Here is a 13,361-nt window from a genome sequence, read left to right as displayed (position 1 = left end):
CTATGAGTAAAAAAACCATTTTTATCATTAAATTTTTAGAACTACAAGAATATTTCCCGCTGTTAATTGCTCATCAGAATACCTCATATAATCAGCATGCAATTTAACTTTTTTAAATAAATCATATAATTTTGTTCCGCTTTTTGTACTTTCATATTCCAGATGAACAACCTCCAAACCACAAGTAGTAAAGATTTCTAAAAACTGTGGCAATCGCAAACGGTTATGATAATCAAATTTAGTATGAATTTTATCCCACTCTAACGTACTATACTTTAAAAATTCCTGAAGTGAGATAGTGTTGTCTCCGTGCTGTCGCAAATCACTTGGTGAAATGAAATGAATGACAGTGGTACCTTTCTTTAATTCCATTTTCATTTTTTTGTGGAGCGAAATCACATCATTTTCTCTCATATGGGATAATACATAACGCGAGAATACAATATCCGCACTTGGAATATCTTCTGCTATTATATTATAGTTAGGAAAATATTCAATACCACTAGGCAATCCGAACCTATTACCTGATTCAGGAATAATAGTACAATTGTATTTCTTAGAAAAGATCTGGTTCAATTCTAAAACGGTATCTTTTTTAAAGTGTTTATTGATATCATAAGTTAAGACTTCTTTTGCTTCATAATTATATTTAAAAAAATAAGGCATACTAGGAAACCAACCAGACCCAAACTCGAAAACTGTTTTGTCTTTTACATCTATATTCAATTTATGCAGCACTTTAGACAACCTCAAACAGGTATATTCTACACTTTTTAGCCGATCATCAAGAGTAGATTTCTCAAAAAAACCTTGAATTTTATGGTAAAAAAAATCGTCAACTTTATTGGGTAATAAGGCTAACATTCGAAACAATATTGTTTTTAATTTATGGTCCATCTTTTATTAAAAATTTAACAAGCTAATATGAAAGTAGTTTTAATGGCATAATTACTTAACCTTTCTATAATTCAAATCAGTTTTATTTTTCACAAACACAACTCCATTTAGGTCAATATCTAAAACTACAGTGTCAAAATTAGACCAGTACTCAACTAATTCAGAAAGAGTTGGATTCCAAATTTCATTATTTACAATTTTTGCACCTAAATAGTTGAAGTTGCCGGCCACAACTGTATCAATCGTATTCGGTGTGGCAAACATCCTTCCTTTATGGTAAGACATGGGCACAGAAAAATAGGTGTGCGCAATGAACATCCCTTTTTCCTCTATCAAATCATCAATGTTTTTTTTACTTAATGCTTTTTTAAAGTCAACCATTTCAAGGGTTTGAAAAATATAAAACTCTTTTTCAAAAATACGATGTTTAAACAAAATCGGTTGATACTTGGCCAGTTTATACGGTTTTATTTTACTGCGTTTCCAAAAAATAAAAACATAAAGGATAGCAGCACTTAGTTTGAACGCATTCTTTAGTAATGGTAGTAAACTGCCTGCTTTTTTCTGAAAAAATAATTTTTTAAAATGAGTCGCAGTACTTTTATATTGCAATAGCAATGCATCGTCATTATAATAATGAAATATAATATTCTTGATCATTAACTGCATCCTTTTTATCAAATACAAATCTTTATTTCCAATCAAAAAACGCGACAAAGTAAAATGTTGAACATTGAGCTGGTTGATCACGCCAGAAGTCGCAGTACCGGAATCGATATAATTCCATAGCGTACGGATGTTTTTTTGTTGTAAAGCATCTTCATAGACCTTATTAGCTACTTTTCTGTTTTGAAAAAGAGACAAATTATAAGGCTGATAACCATGATCAATCCAGGTTTCCACATCGGTAAACGGCGGCACAAAACAATAGAAATCATCAAAACTATCCTTTTCTGATTTTATCGATTGCGATAGTGAATGATAACACAATTCATGTCCATCTTCCTTCCATTTAGTCAATTCTTCGGCATCATTCTGGAAGGACGCATTATCAGGTCGTTTGGAAAAATGATTTAAGAAAAAACCTTTGCTGATTTTTATCGCATTCTCCTTAAAAAAAGTGCGCTGTAATGCTATATTTAATGCTGTATCAAAATCACAATGATCGGTAAAAACGGCTATCGCGGAAAAAGGAATTTTAGATCGGCTAATCTCTATCGCTTCATTTGAAATAAATAACAACGCCGGATGCTCTTTAAAATTAAAATTTTGTTCGGTTTGGACAATTACTTTTTCATATTTGCTCCCTAAATAAAGGGCCATTGGTGAAGACATTTCCGGATTAAACCGCCAAAGTAAAACCCTCGCATTATTTTTGTTTACTTCCCAAATACCATTCGTAATATTGGCCTGAACAAAAAACCCATTACTCAATTGGATGATTTTGGGGGAATATTGATTAGCAACACAATCAACAGGGCATGTTATCCAGGTATAATCGTGATTTCGGAATTTAGAAATAGGAATAGTAAAAACAATTTCGATATCGAATGCATTAAAATTGGAAAGATTTAAGTTTCCTATATCGATACTCATTTTATGTTTTTGATTTTCATCAAAAACAATTTCTTTTTTTCCTAAAGGTGTGATTACCGAAACGGACTGTATCAATTTTCTTATCTGACTGATTGTATTCAACTTCTTTCTTTTAATTTATTGGCCCAAAACACACTTTGATTCCATTGTTTTCTGAAATTAAAAAAATACCGTAATGGATTTTTAAAAGATTGTTTGGTATAAAATTTAAAAAACAAAATCGTCTGATATCCCTTTTGTTGCTCATTGCTCAAATGTAAAATTTTAAACAACTGAACCGTTGGGGATGGTTTGGGTTGAATGCTGTCTTTGTCCCAAGCGAATATCGGTTTTGTTCTAAAACCACCTATTGGGGCTTTAAAATGCAAAATTTCTGGAGAAGGCAAATACAGAATATCAATACCCTGATTACGGAGTTGCATTCCAAAATCAGCATCTTCTCCAAAACCAAATTCGTATTTTTCATTGAATTTCATTTTTTGAACTTCCTTTACATTAACAATACTGCAACCTGAACCGAAAGTTGACCATTGAATTATTTTCTCGTAAACCTTTTTTTCATTTTCTTGTAAGCAACTGAAAGTAAATGCTTTATTTTTATACTTAGAAATACCATCAAGCGCATTTCTAATAAAATAATTAGCAATACAAATATCATCATCTGCCAGAAAAACCCATTCGCTCTCCGTTTGTTTCAATGCTAAATTCCTAGCATTACAAACCCCCATTTGATGGGTAAAGGTATGTTTTATAACAAATGGCCAAATTTGATTAGTAAGATACTCCAATTCAGAAACACTATGCTCCGATGGATTTTGCTCCACTATAATTACGTTTATAGGCAAGTGCGTTTGATGAGCTAAATCTTTCAAAACATTCAACAAATATTCTTTTCTGCCAATAGTAGCTATAATAACATCAAGAGATCCTTTATCAACAACTTTCAATGAAGAGTTGACTGCAAAAGCGTCAAAATGAATACTTTTTTTGTTTCTACTTTTAAAAAAAACGGTATTTAGAAAAGCTAAAATTGGAAAACTTCTCTCATAAATGAGTAGATTTAAAAAAAGCAACCATACCCATCTTGTTTTATAATGTTGTTTTACAAATGTAAAGAGCGTAAAAACAGACGCTTTTTGACCGTCAAAAACAGCAGTTTTAGTTAACAGTTTTGGTTCTGAATAACACAGTAATCCTAAAGGCATACACACCTTAGCGACAGAATTAAGATAGTAATCAAAATCATTGTCTGATTTGATTCTACCCTCTATTTTTAAAAGCATAGAAGCATGGACTACTCCTACTAAACTACTCATTTGCCACGTTGGATATAATACTTTTTTATTGATAACAATGAATGGAGATTCTTCTACATAGCCAATTTTTCGTCCAAAATAAGCGCTCTCGCCCGGAGAATAAGATAGCATCATTTTATCATGATGAAAAAGGAGTTCAACATGTTTTAAATTAATATCCTCTTGACAAACCTCATCACACCAAACTATTTTTGATTTTGGAAATGCTGTTGCCAGTTGCAATAGTCCGCTTGCAATGGTCCCACTCTTATCAAAAGATATCCTTTTATTCTCAGCAGAAACTACTTTAGAAATTCGATTATTTTTATGGTATACAACTATCAAAATTAAACTATTAGAGATTTATAAAATGCAATGTTTTCTATTGCTATTTTCTCAATATCAAATTTCGCCTTAACTCTTTCTCGTGCGTTTTTCCCTATTTGTATCATCAAATCTGTATTCTCAAAAACAGAATTTATTCTATTGGCAAACAACTCATGGTCTTTTGGATGAACCAAATAACCGCTTTCACCATCAACAATCATTTCTTTTGCCCAACCAATATTACTATTGACTATCGTTTTTTGCATCGCCATAGATTCTATAGTGACCATTCCCAACGTTTCAGCAAAGGCGGGAAATACACAAACATGGGCTTTTTTTAGATGCTCAAGTACTGCTTGGTATGGAATTTTACCTAAGTAAGAAACTTTTTCAAAATCATTAACTTTGAATTCTTTTTGCATTAATTCCCAAGTAGATTGCGACTGTGTTGTAATGTCAAACGAATCACTTCCAATTAAAACTAGTGAGGCACCCGGATGTTTTTGCCTTACTAAATTAAAAATAGCGGGCAATTCGAGAATTCCTTTTTTCCGAATAATCGTCCCTATATAAAGAATTACCGTTTTTTCGAAGTTTTCAGGATTGGAGTTGTGGAAATAATGCAAATCCAATCCATTATGGATCGTTTGTATCGTTTTATTTTTAATGTTAAATATTTTTTGGGAAAGCTGACCAGCAAAAGTAGTCGGGGCTATAAATGCCTTCGCTTTTTGAATAGCTAATTTTTCAAACCAATAGTTTTTTAATTTCTGTTTTCTATTTTCTAGATGACAAAAATAAGCATCACTCCCGTGAAAACGAATCACCAATGGTACTTTCAGATTCATAAAAGCGGTAATTCCAGTCCAATCGGGTGCTTCAACCAAATCAATGTGCTCCGAAATAATTAATGTATTAAGATGATTTTGAATGTATTTTCGATGCAAATACCAACCCAATATTTTATATTTCTGTGCTTTTATCAAATGAAGTTTTACTCCTTCCTCTTCAAAATCAACAGCTTCATTTTGACCATAAACAAAAACGGATACCTTCACTCCCTTTTGAGTTAAAGCAACAGCCAAGTTTTTGATACTTGTACCAATACCGGCTGAATGAAGCACACGCACATGAGGATATTCAGGAGTCAGAAAAGCAATGTGCATAATTAATTATTAAAAAAATCTTTTATAATTCGGGCAGTAAACAATCTAGCACCTGTGTCATTCATGTGTCCGCAAGACGAAAAATAACGATCTTCTAACACTACGTTTTCATAATTGTGAACTTCCGGATACAGTTTTTTTACTTTATCAAAATAATCCAATCCTTTGGTATTGGTACACATCGGTGTCATGATCGCTATAAAATTAATATTATTGGCTACACAAATTTGCTTGATTTCTTGATAATACTTATTGGGTATGGGTTTCAAAGCTCGTATATCATTTTTCATATTCCCCTTTTTATTCCCTAATGGATAATACCCTTGGTTATCTAAATGAACTGTTTTCTTATGAATACTATTAAAGAACATTTCCCTAAATCCAATTTTGGAGTCAAAAGCAACATAGCGGTAGAACGGGATATAATACAATTGTTTGAAATTTTTCTCCTTAGAAAAATGCTCCTTAATAATATCCGATTGATGAATATAAGGCAAAAATTTGGCTGCTATTCCTTCTGCTTGATGCTCATTAGACAGATTCAAATCTGTTTCCAGTATTAGGTTTTTTATAACGTACTTACGCTCTACCATCAGCTTTAGCATTAGCGAAGCTTCAAATAAATGGGAACCACTCATGCCAAAATTAAAGGTTTTCAATCCTTTTTCCTCAAACATCGGAGCAACAAAATGATTGTTCGCTCTGGAGGAGCCTAAAATCACCACATCATATTTTCTGGCTTTAGAATTATAAATGTAGTCTATTTTACCTCTGTTGGAAGAATTCAAATAAACAGCGGTATATATAAAGTCTAAGGCAACAGCAATTAATACCGTTACTATTAGTGTTTTGAAAGCGAATACTATAAATTTTTTCATGCGTAACTTTATAATTATTGTTGTTTGTGAAATTGTAACAAAAGCATCATATTACAACTCCTACTGTCACTTCGTGCGCAGTAGAGACGATTTAACTTTTAAATGAGACTCAACTGCGCTTGATTAAACAATTCAAAACTGAAAATAAATAAATTCCTTATAATCGGAGTACGTTCCTAAAGCAACTACGGCCGCAATGCATAACGCTAATTTCAAACTACTGTATTTTCCTGAAATAGGCTCTACTTGTGTTCGGCTCTTCCATTCGACCAATACAAAGCCCAGAATCAAGAGTATTATTTCATAATTATAGCGTTCGTTTTCTAAGTATTGAGACTGAAAACTTTGATTGGTAAAAATCCGACCAATATAATCAAAAGCTTCCCCTATCGATTTTGCTCGGAAGAATATCCAGGCCAAACAGGTCAAAAGAAACGTGCTGACCATGCTTAAAAAAACTTTGAACGAATCAAAATTCCAATACAATTGCACCGTTTCCATATTAGACCGATTCTTCTTTAAAAGCAATAGCGGTAAAAAATACAACGCATTGATAAACCCCCAAGCAATAAAAGTCCAGTTGGCCCCATGCCAAAATCCGCTCACTATAAAAATGATAAAAGTATTGCGAATTTTCATACCCATACCTCCACTGCTTCCCCCTAGAGGAATATATAAATAATCCCGGAACCAGGACGAGAGTGAGATGTGCCAACGCCGCCAAAACTCAGCGATATCTCTGGAAAAATAAGGATAATTAAAATTACGCAGTAAATCAATTCCAAATAGCTTGGACATTCCCAAAGCCATGTCAGAATAACCCGAAAAATCACCATAAATCTGGAAAGCGAAATAGAAAGCACCCAACAGCAACGACAACGAATTCATGGATTCATAATTGTCAAAAATAGCATTGGCATAGGTGGCACAGGTATCTGCAATGACTACTTTCTTGACCAATCCCCAAACAAACTGATACACCCCTTCTTTGGCTTTATCAAAATCAAACGTTCGTTTTACTTTTACCTGAGGCAATAAATGGGTCGCTCTTTCTATAGGTCCGGCAACCAGCAATGGAAAATAACTGACAAACAGCGAATAATCCACAAAGTTATATTCGGCTTTTATTCTTTTTAGATAAATATCAATCACATAGGACAATCCGTGAAACGTATAAAAGGAAATGCCTACCGGCAGAATAACGTTAAGGAGTAAAGGACTTGTTTGTAATCCAAGGCCGTTCAAAAACTCGGAAAAGGAATCTGCAAAAAAATTATAGTATTTAAAGACGCCTAAGAAACCTAGATTTATGGTAATAGTGAACCAAAACCATAATTTTCGACCCATTGCTGTCTTGGCTTTTTCAATGCGAATACCGGTATAGTAATCTAAAAACGTGGAGAAAATTAACAAGAATAAAAAACGCCAATCCCAACAGGAATAGAAATAATAACTCGCTATAATGAGGACTGCATTTTGAGTGCTTTTAGTTTTATTAAAAACAAACCAATATAGTACAAATACGATAGGCAGAAAAATAGCAAAGGATAAGGAATTGAAAAACATAATTGATTGTAAAAAATTGTAATCTATTTTATGCTGCAAAGAAAAGGATTATTCTTTATAAATAATGGTTTTAATCGACTTCCAAATTCGGGACGATGCTTCTTCCGGGGGATGTTGATTAATAATTTCGAACCATTGCTTTGCACTTTTAATGGACGATTGATCGCCCTTAATCACGTTTTCAATTATTCCAGCTATGGATTCAGGTTTGTCAATCCAAAAAACAGCAGTTTCATTGGGCATTGAGCGAAAGTGGATGTAATTGTATATTTTTTCAACAGACCAAATTGGAAGTAGTGCGTTAGGAATATTATAATTAATAAAAGTACATGATTTATGATGAGCCACATAATCAAAAACCATGGAAGATCCTAAATTGATTACCATTTCAGTATGGGCGATAGTATTCATTTGCAAATCAATATCAGCTTGAGCAGGAAAAACAGTATTCCATTCCTTACCTACTTTTTCCCAAAGTGGTACAATAGCGGTGATCACGTCTTGATAATCATCTAATACTTTATCGAAACGGCTAGAAAAGTCAACAGGGCAACGTCGGAAAATAACGCCCAACAGATACCCTTTTTTATTCAATTCCCGTATGGTTATTGCAACATCCTCAAGGTATTTTGGGTCATTAGGACTTGTAGTAACATCATCCCCAGAATAACAAATGTATTTTTTATCTAAATCCAGTCTGTTTTGCTCAAAAAAAGCATCTCTGGAAAGCAATTTGCTTTGATTAAAATGAGATTCGAACTGTGGCGTTCCTGTAATAAAAATTTGTTCTTGCTTAAGATACGGATAATACAAAAGTAATTCCTGTTTCATGTGATCACTCCATACAAAGTAATAATCAGTTTCCACAACCATCGTCGCTTTGGGTATATTGTCCCATGAAAAAATGAATGTAGCCGTAGGAATCCCTAAATCTTGTGCTGCCAATAATGGTGCAATAGCAGCCATAGGGCGTTGATTCGTACAAAAAACAAATGCAGGTTGTTCCTTTTGCAAGGTTTCCATGCTTTGATGATAATACAAAGTCTTGCGTTCCTGGTTTTTTATTTGATTCCGAATGCGCTGCAAACCACTTTCGGTAGAATGGCTTACAACTAGGAATCGGGTAAATCCGCTTTTTAGTGCTTTCTTTATACCTTTATATTCAAACGGAAAGCGATACGAATCATATACAGAATCTTTCGTTCTAGTAATGCTTCTGTTTAACTCAATATGCTTACGTGCATTTTTATATACTTCAGTAAGCGGATGTGATTTTGAATTTTGAATTTTTATTTCATCAAATCTCAAATCCTTTAAATCAAAAGGGGTAGCATTCCAATACTTAATAACAAAACCTGCATCAATGCCTAATTTATAAAAATCAGAGAAGGCAAAATTTTTCAATCCAATTCCATCTGGAAGCAATACAAAAATCTTTTTATTTGTCATTAAAATCTCTAAACTGTTTTTGGTGGTTCAGATTCCAAATATCGTTTTTTTTCAAAGAATCTAAAAACAAATGGGCACTATTTCCAATTCCAAAATCAGGATTCACATGTTTAATTTTATTTGTCTTGATAGAACGTAGCGCTTTAACGATGCTTTCTTTGTTATAATCTATATTGATTATAGCAGCATCTACAACACGATTCTGTTGACGCGTTCCAATATTAATAATAGGAACTCCATAGTAAGGCGCTTCACGAATTCCGGCACTGCTATTTCCTATTATAAATTGAGCATTCTTGAGTAACGTTAAAAAATATTCAAATCGTAAAGAAGGAATAATTCGAAATCGAGAGTTCCCTTTTAACTGTTCATAGGCACTTAAAACCAATCGACTTCCTAAATCATTGTTGGGATAAACCACTAAATAATTGTGAGTATCTTCTAATAATGCCGTTACAAATTGAATAGCATGCTGCTCCATCTGGTCTATTTCTGTAGTAACTGGATGAAACATAACAATAGCAAACACATCAAAATCTATTTGATAGTAACTTTTTGCCACAGCTAGTTCCGGTAATGTATCCGAGAACATTACGTCAACATCTGGCGAACCAATAGTAAAAATAGATTCTTGAACCTCTCCCATTTGCAACAACCGTTTGGCCGCATCTGCATTAGAAACAAAATGAATGTGACTCAATTTACTTACACTATGCCGAATCAATTCATCTACCGTTCCTGAGAGTTCACCGCCTTCAATATGAGCAACCAAAATATTATTTAAAGAACCCACAATAGCACCAGCCAAAGTTTCAACTCTGTCACCGTGAACCACAATCAAATCAGGGCTTACTTCTTTACAATAGCTTGATAAGCCTTCAATGGTTTTAGCCAAAGTTAAATCCATCGTGGTTTCATGCGTGTGATTTTCAAAAGTAGAAACATTCTTAAAATGACACCGCTGAATTTCTATCAGGGTGTATCCATAGGTTTCTTGTAAATGCATTCCGGTAACAAATACAAATACTTCAAAATCATCTTGATCTTCAAGGATGGTAATCAGTGATTTTATTTTACCAAAATCAGCTCGGGTTCCCGTCAGGAATACTATTTTTTTCATTATTATGCTGTCATGTCGAGCGCAGTCGAGATATTTTTAGTAATCTATATTATTTATGTATATGCATCCATTGGGTGCAATTATCCAGAACGTCAGTTCCAGTGTTTTTTTGTGTAGTAAAACGAAACAAAAAATGTATCGAGAACCATTTTTAATAGTAAGTACCCCCAATGGGCTAATGGGCTTTAATTTTTATTCAAACAAAATAGGATAAAGTAACCACTAAGCAAAATCGATCCAATTTAATTGTTCGTCATTAGCAATAGTTCGGGTTGCCACTTTACCTATTAAATCATTAAAATGTTCTGCTAGAATCTTTCCGGTTCCAGGACGTTTCACCCAAATATTTTCTTTGGTAAGCACATCTCCTTTTTGTATTGGTTTAATCGCACAAACGGCAGCAAAAGCAAAATCTATAGTTACCTGTTCTTCTAAAGCGGGTTCCTTGACTCCACCGCGCATTTGCCACATTTCATTGGAACTTAATAGTAAATCCTTTGTAGCTTGTTCATCCATACTGCATACAATATCTGGACCTGTCCGCTGCATGTGGTCTGTAAAATGGCGTTCCAGAATACTGGCACCCAAAGCTACTGCTCCCAAACAAGCATTGTTGTTCAATGTATGATCCGATAAACCAAAAATTTTATCTGGAAAAGCGTGATGCATTTCCATCATGGCTCCAAATCGAACCAAATGAATCGGTGTGGGATATAAATTAGTAGTATGCAATAGTGCAACAGGGACTTTATGTTTATCAAAAATAGCAATCGCTTTGCGAATACTTGCAATAGTATTCATCCCAGTACTCAAAATTACGGGCTTTCCAAAAGAAGCAATGTGCTCCAATAAAGGATAATTATTGCATTCGCCGGAGCCAATTTTATAGGCTGGTACATCGAATTTCTCTAACCTATCAGCTGCAGCGCGAGAAAAAGGAGTTGATATAAAGAGCATTCCTTTACTCTCCACATACTTTTTTAAGTCCAATTCGTCAGCTTCGTTCAACGAACAACGTTCCATAATTTCGTAAATAGAAACATCCGCATTGCCTGGAATTACTTTTTTAGCAGCTCCAGACATTTCGTCTGCTACAATATGGGTTTGGTGCTTCACCATCTCAACACCCGCCCTTTTTGCAGCATCAACCATATCTTTGGCTACAGCCAAAGAGCCTTCGTGATTAATGCCTATTTCAGCAATAACTAAGGGTGGATAATCAGGGCCTATTTTTCGTCCGGCAATTTCTATATAGAGGTTCATGAAATAAATTAGTAGTTAGGAGTTGTAAATTTTTGATAGAGAAAAGCTGCATACTCCATATCTTCTTTCGTATCAATATCTACATGGGCAAAAATATGATTTACCAGATAAGGAAATGCATTTTCAGTAATTATTTTATTTTCAAGAATAGACTTTGCCTTTGTAATATACAACAATCCATTTTCAAAATAAAGCGGTTCTAAATCCTGGCTGCGTTGCCCAATTTCGTAATTAAACGGAACAAAGGTATCAGATGTAATTTTTCCGAATTTCTGATAGTTTTGAGTAACGGTAAACAAACTATCGACTTTTTCATTTTGGAATTTCTCCACGCAATCTTTTAACAAATTTGGCGGGCGCAACGGGTTTGTGGTCTGCAACAATATGACATTTTCAACTTCAAAACCTATATTTCCCAGAACATGCTGGAGAGCAGTAATAGTTGGCTCCAAATCTCCTGAAAGATGATCTGGTCTGTCAATCACTTTAGCCCCATAGGCCAATGCGATTTCTTTTATGGCGGGATCATCTGTAGAAACATAAACAGCATCAATAATGGCACTATTTACAACTGCATACTGTATCGAATGCACCAATAAAGGCAATCCTCCAAACAATTGAATGTTCTTCTCCGGGATGCGTTTTGATCCTCCACGGGCAGGAATGATGGCTATGTTTTTCATTTATTGTATCCTATTTTTTGCATTTTCAATAATTGTATTCATGCCTGAATTCCAGCTTTGAGTGGAATATAAAGTTTTTGGTATAACAATATCATTACCTTCTTTTTGATTTAAAAAATCTAAAATAGCCTCTTCCCATTCTTGTTGAAAATGAGGATTTTCAATCAACTTCCCTAACTTTCCGTGTTGCAAAACTTCTGGAATACCACCCAAGGCTGATGCAATACAATAACAGCCAGAATGTAATGCTTCGATTAAAGTTAAACCAAAACCTTCATGCCATAAAGTAGGAAACAAATAACAATCTGCCATCTGATAAAACTTAGGGAGTTCCTGGTTTTGAATTTTACCCAAAAAAAGAACACCATCAATTGGGTTGCTGCGAGTTGCTCCCACAACCAACAGAACTGTGTTTTTATCTGTTTTATGAATTTTTTTCCAAACATCTAAAATAAAATCTAATCCTTTTTTAGGAAAATCTTTAGAGCACCAAATAAATACTTTTTTATCTTTTAATTCTAATTCTTCTTTTAGAATTTGTTTTTGTTCGTTAGTTACTTTTTGAAATTTTGAAGTATCAATTCCATTATGCAGTACAGAAAATCGTGTTGGCAAAACGGTATAATAATCTTTGTGTACCTTGTAACTATCATGGGTGAGTACTACCATTTCATCTATAGATTCAAAAAAATCTCTTCCTCTAAAATTTTCATGAAAAGGAGGGAATCCGTGGTAGAAAAACTGAATTTGACAATTTTGTCGTAATCCATTTTGCAGCAAAAATTTCTGTAATGGTTTTATAATCCCAAAATGATCAACAACTTGAATGATATACTTCTCATTCGTTTTTACGATTTTTTTTAAAGCGTCTAAATAGGCTAGGTACGGTTGTCTTAAAAATTTCTGCTTTATTTTTAAAATCGTACTATGCGAAAGAACCTCATATTTTACGGTTTCAATACGTGATTCTGGCTCTTTGCAAATAATATAATCTATTTGATGATTTGCTTTCAAATAATTAAAGTACATCGTAGTCCAGCTTCCTATATGAGCATACGGAAGAGGAAATTGTGATAAGAGAATTACTTTCGGCATTTGTTTTTTTGTAAAAATAGTATTTT

General features: G+C 33.7%; 11 protein-coding genes. All 11 read right to left on the bottom strand.

From position 1 onward, the window contains the following. Nucleotides 1-27 precede the first annotated feature (27 nt). Nucleotides 28-897, bottom strand: coding sequence for a hypothetical protein (locus G7A72_RS12240; RefSeq protein ID WP_165152675.1), 870 nt, complete (start codon nucleotides 895-897; stop codon nucleotides 28-30). 51 nt (nucleotides 898-948) lie between these two features. Further along, the gene (locus G7A72_RS12235; protein ID WP_165152674.1) at nucleotides 949-2,595 is read right to left on the bottom strand and encodes a hypothetical protein; all 1,647 of its coding nucleotides are present in this window, start codon (nucleotides 2,593-2,595) and stop codon (nucleotides 949-951) included. Then, nucleotides 2,592-4,133 carry a glycosyltransferase family 2 protein gene (locus G7A72_RS12230; RefSeq protein ID WP_165152673.1) on the bottom strand — a complete coding sequence of 514 codons (1,542 nt, stop codon included), beginning with the start codon at nucleotides 4,131-4,133 and terminating at the stop codon, nucleotides 2,592-2,594. Before G7A72_RS12230 ends, G7A72_RS12235 begins: the two co-directional genes overlap by 4 nt. 2 nt (nucleotides 4,134-4,135) lie before the next feature. Further along, entirely contained in the window at nucleotides 4,136-5,281 is a 1,146-nt protein-coding gene (locus G7A72_RS12225) for a glycosyltransferase family 4 protein (protein ID WP_165152672.1), read from the bottom strand. A gap of 2 nt (nucleotides 5,282-5,283) precedes the next feature. Next, nucleotides 5,284-6,159, bottom strand: coding sequence for a hypothetical protein (locus G7A72_RS12220; protein WP_113667030.1), 876 nt, complete (start codon nucleotides 6,157-6,159; stop codon nucleotides 5,284-5,286). Between the two features lie 132 nt (nucleotides 6,160-6,291). After that, complete coding sequence (locus G7A72_RS12215; protein ID WP_113667029.1) at nucleotides 6,292-7,725, bottom strand: MBOAT family protein; 1,434 nt, start codon at nucleotides 7,723-7,725, stop codon at nucleotides 6,292-6,294. A 48-nt stretch (nucleotides 7,726-7,773) separates the two neighbouring features. Next, nucleotides 7,774-9,174, bottom strand: coding sequence for a UDP-glycosyltransferase (locus tag G7A72_RS12210; RefSeq protein WP_165152671.1), 1,401 nt, complete (start codon nucleotides 9,172-9,174; stop codon nucleotides 7,774-7,776). Further along, on the bottom strand, nucleotides 9,164-10,294 hold the full coding sequence (neuC, locus tag G7A72_RS12205) for a UDP-N-acetylglucosamine 2-epimerase (RefSeq protein ID WP_113667027.1): 1,131 nt from the start codon (nucleotides 10,292-10,294) through the stop codon (nucleotides 9,164-9,166). The genes G7A72_RS12210 and neuC overlap by 11 nt, the downstream gene beginning before the upstream one ends. A 222-nt stretch (nucleotides 10,295-10,516) precedes the next feature. Beyond that, complete coding sequence (locus G7A72_RS12200) at nucleotides 10,517-11,557, bottom strand: N-acetylneuraminate synthase family protein (RefSeq protein ID WP_165152670.1); 1,041 nt, start codon at nucleotides 11,555-11,557, stop codon at nucleotides 10,517-10,519. A gap of 8 nt (nucleotides 11,558-11,565) precedes the next feature. Beyond that, a complete protein-coding gene (locus G7A72_RS12195; RefSeq protein WP_165152669.1) occupies nucleotides 11,566-12,240 on the bottom strand; it encodes a cytidylyltransferase domain-containing protein in 675 nt (224 codons plus the stop codon). Beyond that, nucleotides 12,241-13,335 carry a glycosyltransferase family 4 protein gene (locus G7A72_RS12190; RefSeq protein WP_165152668.1) on the bottom strand — a complete coding sequence of 365 codons (1,095 nt, stop codon included), beginning with the start codon at nucleotides 13,333-13,335 and terminating at the stop codon, nucleotides 12,241-12,243. Nucleotides 13,336-13,361 lie beyond the last annotated feature (26 nt).

The sequence above is a fragment of the Flavobacterium sp. Sr18 genome (genome assembly GCF_011064265.1).
GTDB classification, from domain to species: domain Bacteria; phylum Bacteroidota; class Bacteroidia; order Flavobacteriales; family Flavobacteriaceae; genus Flavobacterium; species Flavobacterium petrolei.
The sequence above is the reverse complement of the archived record's forward strand: the minus strand, read 5'-3'. Positions and strand labels throughout refer to the sequence as shown.

Excerpts from the sequence above, each read along its gene's own strand:
- G7A72_RS12240 (WP_165152675.1), bottom strand. The coding sequence starts at position 897 with ATGGACCATAAATTAAAAACAATATTGTTTCGAATGTTAGCCTTATTA.
- G7A72_RS12225 (WP_165152672.1), bottom strand. The coding sequence starts at position 5,281 with ATGCACATTGCTTTTCTGACTCCTGAATATCCTCATGTGCGTGTGCTT.
- G7A72_RS12220 (WP_113667030.1), bottom strand. The coding sequence starts at position 6,159 with ATGAAAAAATTTATAGTATTCGCTTTCAAAACACTAATAGTAACGGTA.
- G7A72_RS12215 (WP_113667029.1), bottom strand. The coding sequence starts at position 7,725 with ATGTTTTTCAATTCCTTATCCTTTGCTATTTTTCTGCCTATCGTATTT.
- G7A72_RS12210 (WP_165152671.1), bottom strand. The coding sequence starts at position 9,174 with ATGACAAATAAAAAGATTTTTGTATTGCTTCCAGATGGAATTGGATTG.
- neuC (WP_113667027.1), bottom strand. The coding sequence starts at position 10,294 with ATGAAAAAAATAGTATTCCTGACGGGAACCCGAGCTGATTTTGGTAAA.
- G7A72_RS12200 (WP_165152670.1), bottom strand. The coding sequence starts at position 11,557 with ATGAACCTCTATATAGAAATTGCCGGACGAAAAATAGGCCCTGATTAT.
- G7A72_RS12195 (WP_165152669.1), bottom strand. The coding sequence starts at position 12,240 with ATGAAAAACATAGCCATCATTCCTGCCCGTGGAGGATCAAAACGCATC.
- G7A72_RS12190 (WP_165152668.1), bottom strand. The coding sequence starts at position 13,335 with ATGCCGAAAGTAATTCTCTTATCACAATTTCCTCTTCCGTATGCTCAT.